The 19,917-nt window shown below is 65.8% G+C and carries 17 protein-coding genes; 1 reads left to right on the top strand and 16 read right to left on the bottom strand.

What is annotated here, in order from left to right; all coding sequences use genetic code 11:
- The first annotated feature begins 91 nt into the window (after window positions 1–91).
- Window positions 92–1,000 (top strand): hemagglutinin, encoded by a 909-nt coding sequence (locus AC1AXT_RS02240; protein ID WP_476540317.1) that lies wholly within the window; start codon window positions 92–94, stop codon window positions 998–1,000.
- A 197-nt stretch (window positions 1,001–1,197) separates the two neighbouring features.
- On the opposite strand, the gene AC1AXT_RS02245 is transcribed toward AC1AXT_RS02240, so the two are convergent.
- The 16 genes from AC1AXT_RS02245 to dusB all read right to left on the bottom strand — a co-directional run bounded on the left by AC1AXT_RS02245 (window position 1,198) and on the right by dusB (window position 19,886).
- Window positions 1,198–2,535, bottom strand: a complete 1,338-nt coding sequence (locus AC1AXT_RS02245; RefSeq protein WP_476540319.1) for a glutamine synthetase family protein — start codon at window positions 2,533–2,535, stop codon at window positions 1,198–1,200.
- A 111-nt stretch (window positions 2,536–2,646) separates the two neighbouring features.
- The gene (gene priA / locus AC1AXT_RS02250; protein ID WP_476540320.1) at window positions 2,647–3,375 is read right to left on the bottom strand and encodes a bifunctional 1-(5-phosphoribosyl)-5-((5-phosphoribosylamino)methylideneamino)imidazole-4-carboxamide isomerase/phosphoribosylanthranilate isomerase PriA; all 729 of its coding nucleotides are present in this window, start codon (window positions 3,373–3,375) and stop codon (window positions 2,647–2,649) included.
- Window positions 3,376–3,625: 250 nt separating this feature from the next.
- On the bottom strand, window positions 3,626–4,270 hold the full coding sequence (gene hisH / locus AC1AXT_RS02255) for an imidazole glycerol phosphate synthase subunit HisH (protein WP_476540322.1): 645 nt from the start codon (window positions 4,268–4,270) through the stop codon (window positions 3,626–3,628).
- Window positions 4,271–4,404: 134 nt separating this feature from the next.
- A complete protein-coding gene (locus AC1AXT_RS02260) occupies window positions 4,405–5,172 on the bottom strand; it encodes a hypothetical protein (RefSeq protein ID WP_476540324.1) in 768 nt (255 codons plus the stop codon).
- Window positions 5,172–5,771 (bottom strand): imidazoleglycerol-phosphate dehydratase HisB, encoded by a 600-nt coding sequence (hisB, locus tag AC1AXT_RS02265; RefSeq protein ID WP_476540326.1) that lies wholly within the window; start codon window positions 5,769–5,771, stop codon window positions 5,172–5,174. Before hisB ends, AC1AXT_RS02260 begins: the two co-directional genes overlap by 1 nt.
- A 59-nt stretch (window positions 5,772–5,830) precedes the next feature.
- Entirely contained in the window at window positions 5,831–6,994 is a 1,164-nt protein-coding gene (locus AC1AXT_RS02270; protein WP_476540328.1) for a histidinol-phosphate transaminase, read from the bottom strand.
- Entirely contained in the window at window positions 6,991–8,373 is a 1,383-nt protein-coding gene (gene hisD / locus AC1AXT_RS02275) for a histidinol dehydrogenase (protein WP_476540534.1), read from the bottom strand. The genes AC1AXT_RS02270 and hisD overlap by 4 nt, the downstream gene beginning before the upstream one ends.
- A gap of 105 nt (window positions 8,374–8,478) precedes the next feature.
- Window positions 8,479–12,039 (bottom strand): DNA polymerase III subunit alpha, encoded by a 3,561-nt coding sequence (dnaE, locus tag AC1AXT_RS02280; RefSeq protein WP_476540329.1) that lies wholly within the window; start codon window positions 12,037–12,039, stop codon window positions 8,479–8,481.
- A 109-nt stretch (window positions 12,040–12,148) separates the two neighbouring features.
- Complete coding sequence (locus AC1AXT_RS02285) at window positions 12,149–12,541, bottom strand: hypothetical protein (RefSeq protein ID WP_476540331.1); 393 nt, start codon at window positions 12,539–12,541, stop codon at window positions 12,149–12,151.
- 232 nt (window positions 12,542–12,773) lie between these two features.
- The gene (locus tag AC1AXT_RS02290) at window positions 12,774–13,697 is read right to left on the bottom strand and encodes an RluA family pseudouridine synthase (protein ID WP_476540333.1); all 924 of its coding nucleotides are present in this window, start codon (window positions 13,695–13,697) and stop codon (window positions 12,774–12,776) included.
- A 109-nt stretch (window positions 13,698–13,806) separates the two neighbouring features.
- Window positions 13,807–14,415: a signal peptidase II gene (lspA, locus tag AC1AXT_RS02295; protein WP_476540335.1), complete on the bottom strand. Its 609-nt coding sequence runs from the start codon at window positions 14,413–14,415 to the stop codon at window positions 13,807–13,809.
- Window positions 14,416–14,571: 156 nt separating this feature from the next.
- Window positions 14,572–16,095, bottom strand: a complete 1,524-nt coding sequence (locus AC1AXT_RS02300; RefSeq protein WP_476540336.1) for a DivIVA domain-containing protein — start codon at window positions 16,093–16,095, stop codon at window positions 14,572–14,574.
- 154 nt (window positions 16,096–16,249) lie between these two features.
- A complete protein-coding gene (locus AC1AXT_RS02305) occupies window positions 16,250–16,540 on the bottom strand; it encodes a YggT family protein (protein WP_476540338.1) in 291 nt (96 codons plus the stop codon).
- Between the two features lie 138 nt (window positions 16,541–16,678).
- Window positions 16,679–17,152, bottom strand: coding sequence for a cell division protein SepF (locus AC1AXT_RS02310; RefSeq protein ID WP_476540340.1), 474 nt, complete (start codon window positions 17,150–17,152; stop codon window positions 16,679–16,681).
- A 47-nt stretch (window positions 17,153–17,199) separates the two neighbouring features.
- Window positions 17,200–18,441: a cell division protein FtsZ gene (gene ftsZ, locus AC1AXT_RS02315; protein WP_476540536.1), complete on the bottom strand. Its 1,242-nt coding sequence runs from the start codon at window positions 18,439–18,441 to the stop codon at window positions 17,200–17,202.
- Between the two features lie 164 nt (window positions 18,442–18,605).
- Entirely contained in the window at window positions 18,606–19,886 is a 1,281-nt protein-coding gene (dusB, locus tag AC1AXT_RS02320; protein WP_476540342.1) for a tRNA dihydrouridine synthase DusB, read from the bottom strand.
- Window positions 19,887–19,917: the final 31 nt, after the last annotated feature.

Here is a 19,917-nt window from a genome sequence, read left to right on the forward strand (position 1 = left end):
GAAATCTTCCGCCGGGAAATCCCGAACCGGAAAAACCCAGACGGGGAAATCCCAGTCCGGAAAGCCGCGGGCCGGCACATCCCGGGGAGGCGTGAAGAAGGGGCGCGCAGCCCGCAGCGGCAAGCCCTCGCTGGCGCGGCGGTACGTGCGGGCGTTCGCGGCCGGCTCGCCGCGCAAGCGCACCGGCATGCTGTTCGTCACCGCGGTTGCGGCGCTCGTCGTCGTCGCGCTCGTCGTGACGCTCGCCGACTGCGTGTCGACGCAGGTGAAGATCGCCCAGGCCAAGCACCGCCAGGAGCAGCTGACGGAACTGTACGACTTCGACCCGGGCAACATCATTTCGGACAGCCAGTTCTTCAACGGCTCGGCGATGAACGCCGCCGAAATCCAGTCGTTCCTCGACGAACAGGGCGCCGACTGCACGGCGGACGGATGCCTGCGCACGAAGCGGTTCGACGTCGAAAGCCGCGACGCGACCGACTATTGCGCGGCCTACGTTCCCGACGACAAGCAGGAGACGGCGGCGACGATCATCGCGAAGACGGCGAAGGCATGCAGCGTCTCCCCCAAGGTGCTGCTGACGATGCTGCAGAAGGAGCAGCATCTGGTTACCGATACCGAGCCGACCGATTTCCAGTTCGAGGCGGCGATGGGGCTGAGCTGTCCGGACACCGCAAGCTGCGACCCCGAATACGCCGACTTCTTCCGGCAGGTGTACGGCTCGGCGGAACGCTACCAGCAGTACGTGCATCACGAAGAGCAATACGGGTACGTCGAGGACGCGCTCAACTACGTGCAGTACAACCCCGACGCCAGCTGCGGCGGGACGGAAGTGTACATCGAGAACAAGGCGACGGCGCTGCTGTACATCTACACGCCGTACCAGCCGAACGTCGCGGCGCTTGCGGCCGGCGCAGGCGAAGGGGATTCGTGCTCGGCGTACGGCAACCGCAACTTCTCGCTGATCTACGAAGGCTGGTTCGGCGACCCCAGGTCGTAGCGCATGCGCAGCCGCAGCAACGGCAACGGTCCCGGCGCTGGGACTGCTTGCCATTCCCTGGCCTTGAGAATGGCAGAAGATTCCGCAGGGGCTGGCGCAAGGCACCCAGCCCCCGGCCTTGGGGATGCCGGGAAGTTCGGCGGCTGCCGGTGAGAGCGGCGCCGCCAATCCCCGGGACGCCGCTCCATGGGCAGGATTCAGAGCTTCGACAGGTAGCGCTTGCGCTCGAACGGCGTGACCTGGCTGCGGTACTCGGCCCACTCCTGCTTCTTGTTGCGGATGAAGTAGTCGAAGACGTGCTCGCCGAGGACGTCGGCGACGAAATCGCTCTTCTCCATGATCTTGACGGCTTCGTCGAGGCTTTCCGGCAGCGGCTGGATGCCCATCGCCTGGCGTTCCTCGTCGGTGAGCTCCCACACGTCGTCGCTGGTGGGCTCGCCGAGCGTCATCTTCTGCTCGATGCCGTCGAGGCCGGCGGCCAGCAGCACCGAATACGCGAGGTACGGGTTGCACACCGAGTCGAGCGCGCGGTACTCGATGCGCGCCGAGTTGCCCTTGCCGGGCTTGTACTGCGGGATGCGCAGCAGCGCCGAACGGTTGTTGTGGCCCCAGCAGATGTAGCTCGGCGCCTCGTTGCCGCCCCACAGGCGCTTGTAGGAGTTGACGTACTGGTCGGTGACGGCGCTGATCTCAGCCGCGTGGTGCAGGATGCCGGCGGCGAACTGGCGCGCCGTCAGGCTCATGTTGAATTCCTGTCCGGCTTCGTAGAACGCGTTCGCGTCGCCTTCGAACAGGCTCAGATGCGTATGCATGCCGGAGCCGGGCGCGTCGGCCAGGGGCTTGGGCATGAAGCTGGCGTGGATGCCGCGCTCAAGCGAGATCTCCTTGACGACGGTGCGGAACGTCATGATGTTGTCGGCGATCGTCAGCGCGTCGGCATAGCGCAGGTCGATCTCGTTCTGGCCAGGGCCGCCTTCATGGTGGGAATATTCCACCGAAATGCCCATCTGCTCGAGCATGTTGACGGTGGCGCGGCGGAAATCCATGCCTGGGGAGCGCGGGACGTGGTCGAAGTAGCCGCCGTCGTCGATCGGCGTCGGCGCCTGGGACCAGTCCTCCTGCTTCTCGAACAGATAGAACTCGATTTCCGGATGGACGTAGAACGTGAAGCCCTTTTCCTTGGCGTGCGACAGCGCGCGCTTGAGCACGTGGCGGGGGTCGGCAAGCGACGGGTCGCCGTCCGGGGTGAGGATGTCGCAGAACATGCGGGCGGTGCCCTGGGGGCCTCCGCGCCACGGGAGGATCTGGAACGTCGAGGGATCGGGCTTGACGATCATGTCGTCCTCCGACACGCGCGTCATGCCTTCGATGGCCGAGCCGTCGAAACCGATGCCCTCTTCGAATGCGGCCTCCAGCTCTGCAGGCGCAATCGCCACCGATTTCAACGTTCCCAACACGTCGGTGAACCACAGGCGAATGAATCGGACGTCGCGCTCTTCCACCGTGCGGAGCACGAACTCTTGTTGCTTATCCATGGTGCCCAATCGTTGCAGAAGGATGTTACGGATTGCGTTAACACGGCATCATATAAGATTCCCGCCGCGCATCTGCGCAAGCGGGAATCAGGCAGTTGTGGAAAGCCGGGATTACTTGGCGGCTTCGAGGGCCTCGGCCAGCGTGAAGTTGCCGTTGTAGAGGGCCTTGCCGAGGATGGCGGAGTCGACGCCGATGCCCTGCAGCGCAGCGATGGCCTTGATGTCGTCGAGCGTGGCGATGCCGCCGGAGACGGTGACCTTCGCGCCGGTGGTGTTTTCAGCGACTTCCTGGATGAGGTCGAGGTTCGGGCCTTCCATCGTGCCGTCCTTGGTGACGTCGGTGACGACGTAGCGCTGGGCGCCGCACTTGTCGAGGTACTTCATCATTTCGAGCAGGTCGCCGCTCTCCTGCGTCCAGCCGCGGGCCGCGAGCTGGTGGCCGCGCACATCGAGCGAAATGGCGACCTTGTCGCCCCACTTGGCGACGGCGTCGGCGGTCCACACCGGATCCTCGAGGGCGCGGGTGCCGATGTTGACGCGGGTAGCGCCGGCTTCGAGCGCGCGCTCGATCGACTCGTCGTCGCGCATGCCGCCGGAGACCTCGAACTTGACCTTGCCGGACAGCTTGGAGACCATGCCGTTGATCAGCTCGCGGTTGTTGCCGGTGCCGAACGCGGCGTCGAGGTCGACGAGGTGGATCCACTCGGCGCCCTGGGAAATCCACTTTTCAGCAGCCTCCATCGGCGTGCCGTATTCGGTTTCGGTGCCGGATTCGCCCTTGGTCAGGCGCACGGCCTTGCCGTTGCGCACGTCGACTGCAGGAAGAAGCGTAAGAGACATTGGTAACTCCTTAATCGTGATGATGTTCCCCTGATACGTAAGAAACGTTACCGCTCTTCGCTTGGTTCCGGCCGATTCTGTCGCTCGAAGTGAACAAAGGCACTCCGGGCGCCAGGGGATAGAATCGGGCGGAAAGTACTTACGATTGCCACAAGGTCGCCTGAATCGCCGGAAAGCCTGAAGGCCAACGCGGCCGGAAGGCCACGGAGCCGGCCAATCAGCAGCCAGAAGGCACAGGCACCATGCGGGGCTACAGGATGCCGATCCAGTTGCGCAGCAGCTGCGCGCCGGCCTGCGCGGACTTCTCGGGATGGAACTGGGTGGCGAACAGCGGCCCCTGCTCGACGGCCGCGACGAACGTCGAGGCGCCGTAGGTGCACCAGGTCACCTTGGCCGGCGCTTCCACGCCGGGCAGCTCCTCGGCCAGCGTGCCGGGGCGCACGTCCATCGCCGCGTAGGAATGCACGAAGTAGAAGCGTTCGTCCTCCACGCCGCGCAGCAGCACGCTGTTCTCCGGCGCCTGCACCGTGTCCCAGCCCATATGCGGCACGACCGGCGCGTCAAGCCGCTCGACGTCGCCCCCGAACAGCCCCAGGCCTTCGGATTCGTGGCCGTGTTCATTGCCGCGCGAGAACATGATCTGCTCGCCGACGCATACGCCGAGCACCGGGCGCCCGGCGCGGACGCGGTCGACGATGACGCGGTCGCCGGAGACCTTCTTCAGCCCGGCCATGCACGCGCCGTACGCGCCGACGCCGGGCACGACGAGCCCGTCGGCTTCCAGCGCCTGCCGGTAGTCGGACGTCAACGTGACGTCGACGTCGAGATTGGCCAGCGCGCGCACCATCGAGCGCACGTTGCCGAAGCCGTAATCGAAAACCACTGCCGAAACCATCGTCGTCCTTCCGTTATCGGTTGCCTGCTATAGATTGCCTGCCGGCTGCTAGGGCGTCATTCCTTTGCGTCGCAATGCCGCAGCGCAATGCGGTTGCGCTGCCCTTGCGCTGTCCTTGTACTGCCGCTTGCGCGTCAGCCGGCGAACCCGGCGCCGCGCTTGGGGCCGTCGTCGCCGTTGAGATAGCGCGCGATGACCTTGTAGGCCGTCTCCGGATCGCTGAAATCGGAGGAATCGGCATGTTCGACGCCCTGGCGCTCGACGGCATCGAGCGTCGAGATGCCCAGCAGCAGGTCCTCGACGAACGGCGCCGTCGACGTGAACAGGATCGGCGGCGGGATCTGCTCCCCCGGCGTGCCGTTGACGTACAGCGTCGCCTCGAGCTTGTCGGCGCGGTTGACGGCCAGGATGGTGCCAAGCCCCGACACGACGCGCGTCAGGTCGCGGGCGGCCGCTTCCGGGCCGTCGCCGTCGAGATTGCGCAGCACCGCGACGGCGCCCTGCGCCGACGCCAGGCACGTGGCCGACACGTCGGCAAGCTGGCAGAAGGCGGCGAGCAGCTCGGCGGAATTCAGGCGCGTGATGACGGCCGCCGTCTTCGCCTTGTTGCCGAGCAGCCCGGCCAGTTCGTCCTCGAAGCCGGCGGTCGCGTCGCCTTGGGCACCGTCCGCGGCGCCATCGGCACCGCCATCGCCCGGCTCGCCGGCGCCGCTACCCGCGGACGCATCGTCCGACGCGTTGCGCGCGGCCTCCTTCGACGCCTCCTCCTGTTCGAAGCCGGCCAGCGCCGCCTCAAGCTCGTCGTCGTCGAACGACAGCGAATCGTCGGAGGGGACGTCGTCGAACGGATCGTCGAACTGGGCGTCGAAATCGTCGTTGAACGGATCGTCGTGGCCGGCCATCACAGCGCGCCCTTCGTGCTCGGGATGCCGTCGACGCGCGGATCGGGCTCGATGGCGAACCGCAGCGCCCTCGCCAGCGCCTTGAATTCAGCTTCGGCGATATGGTGCGGGTCGCGGCCCGCGATGACGTGCATATGCAGGCAGATTTCGGCATGGAACGCAATGGATTCCATGACGTGCCGCACGAGCGAGCCGGTGAAGTGGCCGCCGATCATGCAGTACTGGAAGCCTTCGGGTTCTCCGGAGCATACGCAGTAGGGGCGTCCGGACACGTCGACGACGGCCTTGGCCAGCGCTTCGTCCAGCGGCACCGTCGCGTCGGCGAACCGGCGGATGCCGCGCTTGTCGCCAAGGGCGAGCTTCAACGCCTCGCCGAACACGATGGCCGTGTCCTCGACGGTATGGTGCGCGTCGATATCGGTGTCGCCGTGGGCGCGGATCGTCAGGTCGATCAGCGAATGCTTGCCCAGCGCCGTCATCATGTGGTTGAAGAACGGCACGCTGGTTTCGATGTCGGTTTTGCCCGTACCGTCGAGATTCAGGCTCAGTTCGACGAAGGATTCGCTCGTCTCACGCGTAATGCTGGCTACTCGGGCCATGGTTTTCTGCACTCCTTTTGCTGGCGCCTGCCGGCGCCGGCGGTATGTTGCGCCGGCGCCTAGCGGCTTTCCGCTACCGCAATGGATTCTACCAGCGCCTGCCGGAAGCGTTCCATCTCCTCGTCGGTGCCCATGCACACGCGCAGCCAGCCATCGGGTCCGACGGTGCGGATCAGCACGCCGCGCTTGAGCATTTCCTCGAAGATAAGATTACGGTCGTCGAAATGGCCGCCGAACAGCAGGAAGTTCGACTGGCTGGGGGCCACCTCGAGCTTCTCGCCACGGTACGTCTGCCCTTCAAGCCATGCGCGCGTCGCCTCGCGCGTTTCGCGCAGGTGGCCGACCTGGGAAAGCTGCTCGTCGGTATGCTCGAACGCGGCCAGCGCGGCAGCCTGCGTGATGGCGGACAGGTGGTAGGGCATGCGCACGATGCGCATCGCGTCGATGATGCCCTTGCTGGCCGCCACGTAGCCGACGCGGGCGCCGGCGAACGCGAACGCCTTGCTCATCGTGCGGCTCACGGCGAGGTTGCCGTAGCGCGACAGCAGCGTGATGGCGGACGGCGTGCCCGGATCGCGGAACTCCACGTAGGCTTCGTCGACGACGACGATCGGGTGCGTGCCCGGCTCGGCGCCGGCGACCTCGGCCGTGGCGGCGAAGTCGAGGATGCGCGTGAGCTCGTCCATCGCCAGCGGGGTTCCGGTGGGGTTGTTCGGGCTCGTGAGCACGATCATCGACGGCTTGACTTCGCGGATGCGCCCGATCGTGCCTTCGACGTCGATGGTGAAGTCGTCGTTGCGGCTGGCGAGCTGCCAGGCGGTGAACGTATCGCGCGCGTATTCGGGGTACATCGAATACGTCGGGTCGCAGCTCAGCGCCGTGCGGCCGGGGCCGCCGAACGCCATGAACAGCTGCAGCATGATTTCGTTGGATCCGTTGGCGCCCCACAGCTGCTCGATGGGCAGCTCGACGCCCGATTCCTTCGCCAGATAGGCGCTGAAGGCGCGCCGCAGCTCTTCATGCTCACGGTCCGGATAGCGGTTGAGCGTCGTGGCGATGGCCTCGACGCGCTGCGCGATGGAATGGGCCACTTCGGGCGTGGGCGCGTACGGGTTCTCGTTGACGTTGAGGCATACCGGCACGTCGAGCTGGGGGGCGCCGTAGGGCTCCTCCCCCTTCAGGTCGTTGCGCAGCGGCAGCGACGGGTCGATGGCCGCGCTCACTTCAGGCCCGCTTCGGTTTCCTGGGCGTCGAGCGTCGCCTTGTCGTACGGGTCGGCCACGAAGCGGCTCAGCACGCTTTCGCCGTGTGCCGGCAGGTCTTCGGAAACGGCGAACGCGTTGACGCGCGCGGCCAGTTCCTTCAGGCCCGTCTCGTCGTATTCGATGACCTCCACCGGCTTCATGAACGTGTGGACGCCAAGGCCGGAAGCGAAGCGCGCGGTGCCGGACGTGGGCAGCACGTGGTTCGAGCCGGACATGTAGTCGCCCAGCGGCACCGGCGAATAGGAGCCGCGGAAGATGGCGCCGGCGTTGCGGATGCGCGCGATGACGGCGTCCGGGTCAGCGGTCTGCACTTCGAGGTGCTCGGCGGCGTACGCGTTGGCGGCGTCGATGGCCTGATCGAGGCTGTCGGCCAGGATGATGCCGGACTGGCGTCCTTGAAGGCTCGTGGCGACGCGCTCGGCGTGCTCGGTGCGCGGCACGCGGGCGTTGAGCTCGGCCTGCACGGCTTCGGCGAGCTTCTCGTCGGTGGTGATCAGCACCGACCCGGCAAGCTCGTCGTGCTCGGCCTGGCCGATCAGGTCGGCGGCCACCCAGCCGGGGTTGGCCGTTTCGTCGGCGATGATGGCGATTTCGGTCGGGCCGGCCACGGCGTCGATGCCGACGATGCCGGAAACGAGGCTCTTGGCGGTGGCCACGAAGATGTTGCCCGGACCGGTGATCTTGTCGACCGGCTCGCACAGGATCTCGCCGTCCTGCGGTTCGGAGCCCTTGGCGCCGAACGCGAACATCGCGACGGCCTGGGCGCCGCCGACGGCGTAGACCTCGTCGACGCCGAGAATCGCGCAGGTGGCCAGGATCGTCTTGTCCGGCAGGCCGTCGTTCGTGGCCTTGCTCGGCGGCGTGGCGATGGCGAGCGATTCGACGCCGGCAGCCTGTGCCGGCACGACGTTCATGATGACCGAGCTCGGGTAGACGGCCTTGCCGCCCGGCACGTACAGGCCGACGCGCTGGATCGGAATCCAGCGTTCGGACACGCGGGCGCCTTCGGCGAGGTCGGTGTGGAAGTTCTCGGGGACCTGGGAGGCGGCGACGGCGCGGGCGCGGCGCACCGATTCCTCGATGGCGGCGCGCACTTCGGGGTCGAGCGTTTCGACGGCGGCGTCGATGGCCTCCTTGGGGACGCGAAGATGCTCCACGCGAACGTGATCGAACTTCTCGCCGTAGTCGCGCAGGGCGGCGGCGCCATGCGCCTTCACCTCGTCGAGAATCGGCTGCACCAGCTCCGAGGCTTCGTTCGTGCCCATTTCGGCACGCGGCATCGCCTCGAGCATTTCGGCGCGGGAGAGTTCCTGCCCGCGCAGATCGATGATTCGCATATAGTTTTCTTCGCTCATAGTCCTCTATCGTAACAAGGCGCCAAGCCGAGCGCCGTTACAATGCCTTCACAACGCCATATGCTGGACGGACCGGCCGCAATGCGCTTACTGCTGGGCGATGCTGGCGGGGCCGAATATCGTCTTGATCTCGGCGAACAGGCTCGTGTCGCGCTTGACCCTGAACCGGTCGCCGAGCGTCAGGACCTGCGCCGCGCCGGATTGGTCGAGCACGGCGATGCGCACCTCGCAGTAGCCGGGATGGTTGCCGATGACGTCGGCCAGCTGGCTGATATGGCTTTTTTCGAGCGCGACCAGCGGCAGCGTGATGATGACGGGGCGCTCGTCCTCGGCCTCCAGGTTCGGCACCTGCATTTCGGTGGCGCGCAGCGACACCGTTTCGTCGCGCACCTCGACCATGCCGCGGATCTGGATGACCGAGTCGACGGCCAGGTCGGCGGCGTTCGCTTCGTACACCTTGCCGAAGAGCATGCACTGGATCGAGCTTTCCATGTCCTCGATCGTGACGATGGCCCACGGGTTGCCCTTCTTCGAGACGCGCCGGTCGACGTTCGTGATCAGCCCGGCGAGCGTGACCTGCGAGCGCTCCTCCATGCCCTTGGCGCGGTCGATCAGGTGGGCGATCGACATTTCGCGCAGGTTGGCGAGCACCGACTGCATGCCGCTCAACGGATGGTCGGACACGTACAGGCCGAGCATTTCGCGCTCGAAGTTGAGCTTCGTCTTCTTGTCCCACTCCTCGACGTTCGGCACGGAGATCGTCACGTCGCCGAGCGCGTCGCCGTTGCCGCCATCGCCGTCGAGGTCGGCGAACAGGTCGAACTGGCCTTCGGCTTCCTTGCGCTTGAGCCCGACGACCGATTCGATCGCCGGTTCGTGGATCTGGAAGATCGCGCGGCGGTTCGGCTCGATCGAGTCGAAGGCGCCGGCCTTGATCAGCGATTCCACGAGGCGCCGGTTGAGCGCCTCGAGCGGCACGCGGCGCACGAAGTCGGTGAAGTTGACGAACTTGCCGCGCCCGCTGTCGCGTTCGGCGATGATGGCGTCGACGGCCTTCTTGCCGACGTTGCGGATGGCGCCGAGGCCGAAGCGCACGACGTCGCCGACGGCGGAGTACTCGTAGACCGATTCGTTGACGTCCGGCGAGAGCACCTGGATGCCCATGCGCCGCGCTTCGGACAGGTACAGGGCCGTCTTGTCCTTGTTGTCGCGCGTGCCCTGCAGCAGCGCGGCCATGAACTCGACCGGGTAGTGCGTCTTGAGGTAGGCCGTCCAGTAGGAGATCAGCCCGTACGCCGCCGAATGCGCCTTGTTGAACGCGTAGCCGGCGAACGGCACGAAGATGTCCCATACGGCCTGTGCGGCCTCGCGCGAATAGCCGTGCTCTTCCATGCCCTTGAAGAACGGCACCTGCTCCTTGGCCAGCACCTCCGGCTTCTTCTTGCCCATCGCACGTCGCAGCACGTCGGCTCGGCCGAGCGAATAGCCGGCCAGGATGCGGGCGGCGGACTGCACCTGCTCCTGGTAGACGATCAGGCCGTAGGTTTCGTCGAGGACCGGCGCGAGCGCCTCGGCCACTTCCGGGTGGATCGGCGTGATCTCCTGCAGGCCGTTCTTGCGCTTGGCGTAGTTGTTATGGCTGTCGACATCCATCGGGCCGGGGCGGTACAGCGCGATCAATGCCGAGATGTCGTTGAAGTTGTTCGGCTTGAGGCTCTTGAGCAGCGAACGCATGCCGTCGGAATCGAGCTGGAAGACGCCCAGTGTGTCGCCGCGGCTGAGCAGCTCGTAGGTCTCCTTGTCGTCGAGCGGGATCTTCGTGTAGTCGATCGGGTCCTTGCCGTTGAGCTCGATGTTCTTGAGCGTGTCGGAGATGACCGTCAAGTTGGACAGGCCCAGGAAGTCCATCTTCACCAGGCCGAGCGTTTCGCAGGTATGGTATTCGAACGTCGTCGTGACGGTGCCGTCGGTGCGTTCCAGCAGCGGCGACGTGTTGGTGATCGGCTCGGAGCCCATGATCGTCGCGCAGGCGTGCACGCCGGTCTGGCGGATCAGCCCCTCGATGCCCATCGCCTCGTCGGTGATGCGCTTGGCGTCGGGGTTCGATTCGTACATCTCGCGGAATTCGCGGGCCTCTTCGTAGCGCTTGGCCTTCGGGTCGAAGATGTCGTGCAGTGGGATGTCCTTGCCGCCGGTCTGGGCCGGGGGAAGCGCCTTGGTGACCTGCTCGCCGACGGAGAACTCGTAGCCCATGATGCGCGCCGAGTCCTTGAGCGCCTGCTTCGTTTTGATCGTGCCGTAGATGACGCATTGCGCGACGCGGTCGTGGCCGTACTTGTCGGCGACGTAGTCGAGCACGCGCATGCGGCCTTCGGGGTCGAAGTCGACGTCGATATCCGGCAGCGAGACGCGTTCGGGGTTGAGGAAGCGTTCGAAGATCAGGCCGTGCTGCAGCGGGTCGAGTTCGGTGATGCCCATCGCGTAGGCGACCATCGATCCTGCGGCCGAGCCTCGGCCGGGGCCCACCATGACGCCGTGCTCCTTGGCCCAGTTGATGTAGTCGGCGACGACGAGGAAGTAGCCGCAGAACTGCATCTGGCAGATGACGCCGCACTCGTAGTCGGCCTGCTTGGCCACCTCGTCGGGCACGTTGCCGTCGTAGCGCTTCTCGAGGCCTTCCTCGACGTTCTTGAGGAACAGGCTCGTTTCGTCCCAGCCTTCCGGGCATTCGAACTGCGGCATGAACGCGCCGTCCTCGTGGTCGTCGAACATGACGTTGCAGCGTTCTGCCACCTCGAGCGTGTTGTCGCACGCTTCGGGCAGCTCCTTGAACAGCGCGCGCATCTCCTCGGAGGTGCGCAGGTAGTAGCCTTCGCCGTCGAACTTGAAGCGGTCCGGGTCGTCGAGCCGGGCGCCGGAGTTGATGCACAGCATGGCGTCCTGGGCGCCGGCGTCCTCGGCGTGCACGTAGTGCGAGTCGTTCGTGGCGAGCAGCGGCGCGCCGAGCTTCCTGGCGATGTCGAGCAGGTCCTTGGTGACGCGCCGCTCGATTTCGAGGTTGTGGTCCATCAGCTCGATGTAGAAGTTGTCCTTGCCGAAGATGTCCTGCAGCTCGCCGGCATAGCGCAGCGCCTCGTCGTACTGGCCCAGGCGCAGGCGCGTCTGGATGACGCCGGATGGGCAGCCCGACGAGCAGATGACGCCCTTGGAATAGGTATTGAGCACGTCCTTGTCCATGCGCGGCCATTTGCCGACGCGGCCTTCGAGGTTGGCCACGCTCGACGCCTTCGTCAGGTTGACCAGGCCCTCGTCGTTCTCGGCCCACAGCGTCAGGTGGGTGATGAAGCCGCCGCCCGACACATCGTCGCGCCGTTGCGCCTCGGTGCCCCAGTGCACGCGCGACTTGTCCTGGCGCGCCGTTTCCGGCGTCACGTAGGCTTCGATGCCGATGATCGGCTTGATCCCCTGCTTGACGGCCTCGCTCCACATTTCGTAGGCGCCGTGCATGTTGCCGTGGTCCGTCAGGCCGACGGCCGGCATGCCCAGCTCCTTGGCGCGCTTGACGAGATCGGGGATTTTGGAGGCGCCGTCGAGCAGCGAATAGTGCGTGTGGTTATGCAGTTGCACGAAGTTCGAGGAATCAGCCATAATGTTCCATCCTACCTGCGCCTTTGCCGAATGGAAGGCCGTGCATGCCGCGTGATGCCGCCGCGGAAAAACCATCGCCAGCGACGACGGCGTTCAGGCTTCTAGACTTCTAGACTTCGCGCGAGCTGTCCGCCTGCGCCTTCCTGGCTTCGCGGGAACGTTCGATGACGCGGAACAGCAGGTAGAACCACGCGCAGATGTCGCCGAACGCCGCGGTGATGGCGACGATAGTGAACAGGCACAGCAGGCAGACGACGACGGTGGCCAGCAGGTCGGTGGCGTAGCCGCCCATCAGCAGCAGCATCAACGCGCAGACGATGGCCGCGGCCACCAGCGCGACGACGAGCAGGACCCAGCCGGTCTTCTTCAGGGACCGGATCGACATGCGCGACGAATAGCTCACATACGAGGAATCCTTCAGCCGCGCCGAATCGTTCATCTCGCCCTGCACTTCGTCGGTCCACTGCTTGACGGCATGGAATTGCGAGATGGGATTGGTCATGGCGTTCCTTTCGGCCGGGCTGCATACAAAAGCTCACCCGCCATTGTAGCGGGCGCTTCCTGAATATGCGCCGAGCGTCCGCAAAGCCACGCACTCTCTTTACGAGTTACGGGTCTCCTCCCCCATGCACGAAGGCATCCAGCCCGGGCCTCCCCTCTCCATGCATCATCGTCCCTTCCCCGCATTGAAAGGCATGCTGAATCAGGGCAGACAGGACACAGAGGGGACGGCCTTAGACGGCGTGGCGGGCGCGCATGGCGTCGAGGGCGTGCTTCAGATCGGCGGGATACGTGGACGACACGGTCGTCCACACATGGGTGCGCGGGTGGCGGAACCCCAGCTGCATGGCGTGCAGCCACTGCCGTTCGAGGCCCAGTTCGGCGGCCGTCTTCGGGTTCGCCCCGTACATCGGGTCGCCGACGAGCGGGTGGCCAATCGACGAGAAGTGGACGCGGATCTGGTGGGTGCGGCCGGTTTCGAGATTGATCTTCGCCAGCGTCGCCTCGTCGCCGAAGCGTTCGAGGACGTCCCAGTGGGTGATGGCCGGCTTGCCGGCCGGCGTGACGCAGAAGCGGAAATCGGAGACCTTCGCGCGGCCGATCGGCGCGTCGATCGTCGCCTTGTCTTCCCTGAGATTGCCCTGCACGAGCGCATGGTACGTCTTCTCGACTTCGTGTTCGGAGAATTGCCGGCGCATCTCCTTGTACGCCAGCTCCGACTTGCATACGAGCATGAGTCCCGACGTGCCGACGTCAAGGCGCGAGACGATGCCCTGGCGCCCCGGGGCGCCGTAGGACGTGATGTGCACGCCCCGGTCGAGCAGCGATCCCAGCACGGTCGGCCCGGTCCAGCCGACGGAGGCGTGCGCGGCGACGCCGACCGGCTTGTCGACGATGACGACGTCGTCGTCCTCGTAGGCGATGGCCATGTCGGTGGCGATGGGCTCTTCGGCCCGCTGCTCCTCGACGATGTCGAACTCGACGAAATCGCCCTGCTGGAGCGTGGCCGCCTTGTCCAGCGCGCGGCCCAGCACGCGGGCCTGCCCGGTAGCCACCAGGTCGGCCGCCTTGGCGCGCGAGATGCCGAGCATCTTGGCGACGGCGACGTCGAACCGCTTGCCGACGAGCGCATCCGGCGCGGGGACAACATGGCTCATGAAACGCTCCTTTCACGGGAAACCGAGGGAAGAATCTTGAAGGAAACCGTAAGCGGGGAATCTTGGGAAAAGATTCGGCAGAAAGCTGGGAGGCGAGGGAATCGGGCGGCTATCCGAGCTGGGGGCCAGCGGCGCCGTCGAATCCTTCGTCGTCGTGGAAACCGGCGCCGCCGGATTCCTTGAAGTTGCGTATTTCCCGCTCGAGTTCCGCCTTGCTGAACGGAACGCCGGAAAACAGCAGGATGACGATGCCGACGCCGGCGACGCACAGGAAGACGTCGGCGACGTTGCCTACCGACCATCCGTAGTTGAGGAAGTCGACGACCTTGCCGTTGAGGAAGCCGTCGGCGTAGGCGATGCGGTCGATCAGGTTGCCCAGCGCGCCGGCGAACGCCAGCGCGAACATGGTGGTCCATGCGAACGAAATCGTCTTGACGGCAAGCCAGACGAGGATGCAGCAGGCGGCGACGGCGACGAGCGAGATCACCCATGTGGCGCCGGAACCCATGCCCAGCGACGCTCCGGGGTTGCGCACCAGCGTCAGCGACAGCATGCGCGGGATGACGGTGACGCTCTCGCCGGGCTGCAGCGCGCGCTGCGCCCAAAACTTGGTCAGCTGGTCGGCCGCCAGCGCGACGACGGCAATCGAGATGAACAGGGCCAGCCGCTCATGCAGCCGGCGTTCCTGATGCGGGGTTCGGGTTCGTTGCTTGCTCACCCCTCTACCCTACCGCACGGGCGCGCTTTGGCCGTGCAACGCATAAGGCCCCGCCGAAGCGGGGCCTTGCGGTGTGGCGAACCGGCCTTCAGCCGGATTGCGGCAAGCCGTTGCGGATTGGACGGCGACCGGCCGCGGATCCGGTTACCAGACGGTTCAGTTGTTCTGCTCGACCGAATCGTAGTTGTTCGTGTCGGACACCTGGGCCTGCAGCTGGCCGAGGAACTCGGTCAGGCGGGCGCGGTACTCCGTCTCGAACTGCTTGAGGCCCTGGATGTTGCCCTGGATGACCTTGGCCTGGTTCTCGAGGTTCTCGCGCACCTGCGTGGCGTAGTCGTCGGCGGCGGTGCGGGTCTTGGCGGAGTACTCGTCGGCCGACTTGTGGGCCTGGTCGGAGTACTCGTTGGCGCGGCGCTGGACCTCGGACTCGTAGGCGTCCATTTCCTCGTGCTTCTCGACGACGTACTGGTCGGCCTCGGCCTTCGCGTTGTCGGAGTACTTGTTCGCCTCGTCCTCGGTCTTCTCGGCGTACTGGTCGGCCTCGGCGGACTTGGCGGCGGCGTAGTTGTTCGCCTCGTTCGTCTTGTCGACGACGTACTGGTCGGCCTCGGCATGCTTGTTCTGCATGTAGGTGTCGGCGTTCTCGCGGGTCTGCGCGGCGTAGTCGTCGGCGTCGGCGCGCGTCGTGGCCGAGTACTGGTCGGCGTCTTCGCGGGTCTTCTTGCTGTACTGGTCGGCACCTTCGTGGACGCGGGCGGAATAGTCGTCCGCCTCGTTGCGCGTGCGGTTCGAGTAGTCGTTGGCCTTCGAAATCAGCTCTTCGTACTTGCGCTGGCTTTCCTCGGTGATTTCCTTGGCCTTCGCCTTGCCCTTGTCGACGTACTGGTCATGCAGCTGCATGGCGAGGGTGAGCATCGCGGTGGCGCGCTCCGGCTCGGAGTTGGCCGCGGCGGCAGCGCCCTGGATCTTCTGCAGCGAGCCGGTTTCGGTGTTCGGCTCGACCTTGGAGACCTGGTCGCGCAGCTGCTCTTCGCGCTTCTTCGAATCCTCGAGCTGCTGGGTGAGCTCCTGGATCTGCGCGGCCTGCTGCTGGGCGAGGACGGTGCCTTGGTGGGCGGAGTCGAGCTCGCGGCGCAGGTTCTCGTTGTCGGCGCGGAATTCGTCGCGCTGGTGGGTGATGTCGGCGAGCTCCTTCGCCAGGTCCGGCTGCTGGCCGGCTTCCTGGGCGGCCTGGGCGGTCAGCTGGTCGATCTGCGCCGACAGGCGGTCCACCTGGCCCTTGAGCTGCTCGTTCTGCGCGGTGAGCGCCTTGTTGCTTTCCTCGGCTTCCGACAGCTTGGCGACGGCCTGCTGGGCCTGCGACTGCGCCGTCGCGATGGCCTGGGACGCCTCGTCGTTCTGCCCGTTCGCCGAAGCGGCGACGGCCTTGAGGTTCTGGTTTTCCTGCTGCAGCGACTGCACCTGCGCAGTCAGCTCGGAAATCTTGGTGTTCAGGGCCGTGACGTCGGGGCCGAGCGCCTGGGTGGACTGGCCTCCCGCAACTGCCTGCTTGCCCAAAGCCTCAACGGTTTCGGTGACCTGGTCAAGAAAATCGTCGACTTCGTCGACGTCATAGCCTTCCTTGAAGCGCACAGTCTGGAAGGTATGCTCCCTTATGTCTTTAGGCGTCAAAAGAGCCATATATCTTTTCACCTCGCTTTGGGGCAATGCCTCGCTTATTTGGACTTATGTTTGATGCTATCACGAACGCGGGGCGCTTCAGGCGGATTCGGGCCATTTCGCCCGCATAAAGAGCCATTGAGCCCGCATTGCGGAAGGGACGGGGGCATCCGCGCTAAATGATGACGCGCAACACGATCAATGCAAAATAGAGCACGAGGAAGCTCGTGTCGAAATAGATCGGCCCCATCGGGATGGGCTTGATGTAGCGCCGCAGCCAGCGCAGCGGCGGATCGGTCAGCGCGTAGACGGCGCGCACCAGCGTGGCGATGACGCCGCGCGGGTACCAGCGGCGCGCCAGCACCCGCACCCAGTCGAGGATCATGCGGATGAACAGCACGGTGATGTAGGCTTCGATCAGCCAGTCGAGAATATGGAAAACAAGCCCGATAAAACCAGAAAGCATGCCCCAAGCCTACAGGAGGACTTGCGACATGCTTGCGTGAAGTGACTGGGGGCCGTTGCGGAACCGCTGCCGGGCACGGAGGGGCGACTCGGGCGCCGCGGGTTCCGACCGCTGCCGGACACGGCGTTGCGCCGTACGCTATTCGGCGAACAGGTCGTGCGAGGAGCGGGATTCGGCTTCCTCGGTGACGATGTTCACCTGCGCCGGGCTGAGCAGGAAGACGCGCGGCGTCACCCGTTCAATCGAGCCGGAAACGCCAAAGACTACGCCTGAAGAGAAATCGACGATGCGATAGGCGATCGGCTCGGCCACGCCGGTGAGGTTCAGCACGACCGGAATGCCGTCGCGCAGCGCGCGTCCCACGAGCTGCGCGTCCTCATACGACTTGGGGTGGATGGTGGTGATGCGGCTGACATGGCCCTGGAACGGGTTGGCGGCCTTGCGCGGCGCCGGGGAGGAGTTCGAAGGAGCGACGGCAGGCATCGGGGTCACCGAGTGGTCGGAGTCGAAGCCCGACTCGCTCTCCTCGACTTCCTCGACGAACTCGTCTTCGTCCTCCACCACGTCGGACATGCCCAGATAGGACATCGCGTTCTTCATGAAACCTGCCATGGAACTGTTCCTTTTCCTTTCGTTCCGTTCGACCTACGGCCCGTGCCTCAGCGCAGGAAGTCCGGGATATCCAGATCGCCGGTGTCGGGGGCCGGGTAGCTCGTGGCGCCCGTCGTCGGGTCGAAGGCCGGGGCCACCGGTGCGGCGGGGGCGGCCGGCGTGACCGGGACGGCCGGAGCGACCGGCTGCTGCAGAATGGGGGCGGCGTTCGGCGCCGGCGACGTCACCATCGCCGGGCTCTGCGTCAGCGGGGCGGCCTTGGCCGGTTCGGGCTCGGCCGCTTCCTGAAGCGGCTTGGCGTCCTGCGCGGCCGGCGCGTTCTTCTTGGAGTTCGGATCGAAGCCGGCGGCGATGACGGTGACGCGCACCTCGTCGCCGTAGGCGTCGTCGAGCGCCAGGCCGAAGATGACCTGCGCTTCCGGATGGATGGCGGCGCGCACCAGCTCGGCCGCGGCGTTCGCTTCCTGCAGGCCCAGATCGGTGGAGCCCGCGACGTTGATGAGCACGCCCGAAGCGCCCTCGATGCTTTCCTCGAGCAGCGGGGAGCTGATGGCGATTTCGGCGGCCTGCGTGGCGCGGTCCTCGCCGCGCGCCGCGCCGATGCCGAACATGGCGGTGCCCGAGTCGCGCAGGATCGTCGTGACGTCCATGAAGTCGACGTGGATGTAGGAGTTCATCGTGATCAGGTCGGTGATGCCCTGGACGCCGGCAAGCAGCGCGGTGTCGGCCGTCTTGAACGCGTCGACGATGCCGATCGTGCGGTCAGAGAGCTCGAGCAGGCGGTCGTTCGGAATGACGATGAGCGCGTCCACTTCCTTGCGCAGCGCCTCGATGCCGAGGGCCGCGGAGGCCGCGCGCTGCGGGCCTTCGAAGGAGAACGGACGGGTGACGACCGCGATGGTGAGCGCGCCCTGCTGGCGCGCGGCGCGCGCGACGAGCGGGCTGGCGCCGGTGCCGGTGCCGCCGCCCTCGCCGCAGGTGACGAACACCATGTCGGCGCCCTTGACAGCTTCCTCGATGTCGGACTGGTGGTCCTGGGCAGCCTTGGCGCCCTTTTCCGGGTCGGCGCCCGCGCCCAGGCCTCGGCTCGAGGCATCAGACAGGGAAATCTTCACGTCCGCATCCGAGCGCAGCAGATCCTTGGCATCGGTATTGATGGCCACGAACTCAACGTTCTGCAGTCCCTCGGCGATCATTCGGTTGACGGCATTGCCGCCAGCGCCGCCCACCCCCACGACCTTGATGTTGGTTTTGTCATTGAAATTGTCACTCTGGGCAGTCTCGCTCACCATAAGTCTCCTGTCATTCACGGTCAAGCTCTACTCTATCGCAAACACTGCGATATTCACGGCGTTTGCCGACATTCGAGCCGCACGTTCACATTCTCGCTGCAATGGATTATATGCGTCCTTCCAGCAAACGTCCTTTCCAGAATGTCGGCGTGTTCAGCGAATCAGTAGCTTGCGTCCATCGGATCGTCGCCGAACAGGGCCTCGCGTTCCTCGTGGCTTGTCGTGCGCGAATCCAGCCATCCGTACGGCAAGTGCACTTTCTTCGCAAAGCGTACCCTGCCGCGGGGCGCGTCCACGACGCGTTCGGGCAGCCGGCTTTCAGGGTCGAGCGTGGCGATGACGCGCTCGAGATCGGCCAGGCTTTCGCATTCCATGAAGGCGCGGCGTACCGCTCCCCCGACCGCGAATCCCTTGACGTACCAGGCGATGTGCTTGCGCATGTCGTGCACGGCCATGCGCTCGTCGCCGTCGAAGAACTCCACCAGCAGCCGCGCGTGCTTCATGATGATGCCGCATACTTCCCCGAGCGTCGGGTCGGCGCGTTCGGGGCTGCCCTCGAACAGGTGCTTCAGGTCGGCGAACAGCCACGGGCGCCCCTGGCAGCCGCGGCCGACGGCGACGCCGGCGCAGCCGGTCTGCGCGACCATGTCGGCGGCGTCCTGCGCGCCCCAGATGTCGCCGTTGCCGAACACCGGCACGTCGAGCTGCCCGACGAGCTCGCCGATGCGGTTCCAGTCGGAATGGCCTCCATAATATTCAGCGGTCGTGCGCGCATGCAGCGTGACGGCGGCGCACCCTTCCTCCTGCGCGATGCGGCCGGCTTCATGGAACGTGATGTGGTCGCGGTCGATGCCGACGCGGATCTTCGCCGTCACCGGAATGCCGGCCGGTTCGCACGCCTTGACGACGCGCGAGACGACTTCGGCGAACAGGTCCGTCTTCCACGGCAGCGCGGAGCCGCCGCCCCGGCGCGTGACCTTCGGCACCGGGCACCCGAAGTTGAGGTCGACGTGGTCGGCCAGGTTCTCGTCGACGACGATCTTCGCCGCCTGCTCGACGATCGAGGGGTTGACGCCGTACAGCTGCAGCGAGCGGATCTTCTCCTGCGGCGCGAACCGGCACAGCCGCAGCGCCTTGGGGTTGCGGGCGACCAGCGCCCGCGCCGTCACCATTTCGGCGACGTACAGGCCGTCGGGGCCATAGCTTTCGCACAGCACGCGGAACGGCCAGTTCGTCACGCCGGCCATCGGGGAAAGGATGACCGGGGTCTTGACGACGAGATTGCCCAGCTGGACGGGTTCAAGCAGCCCGGAGGCGTCGGCCACGTCCTGCGCCGGAGAGTGCGCGGCGCCGCGCGCTTTCGCCGGATCGACGGCGCGGGGGTCCAGCCACGTCGTTTCCTCATGTTCATCCAGCACCGTCAGGGGCTGCTTCGAACTCACGTCGTTCCTTTCAGTGGTCGAAATCGAAGAT

The organism is Bifidobacterium sp. LH_450, assembly GCF_056356715.1.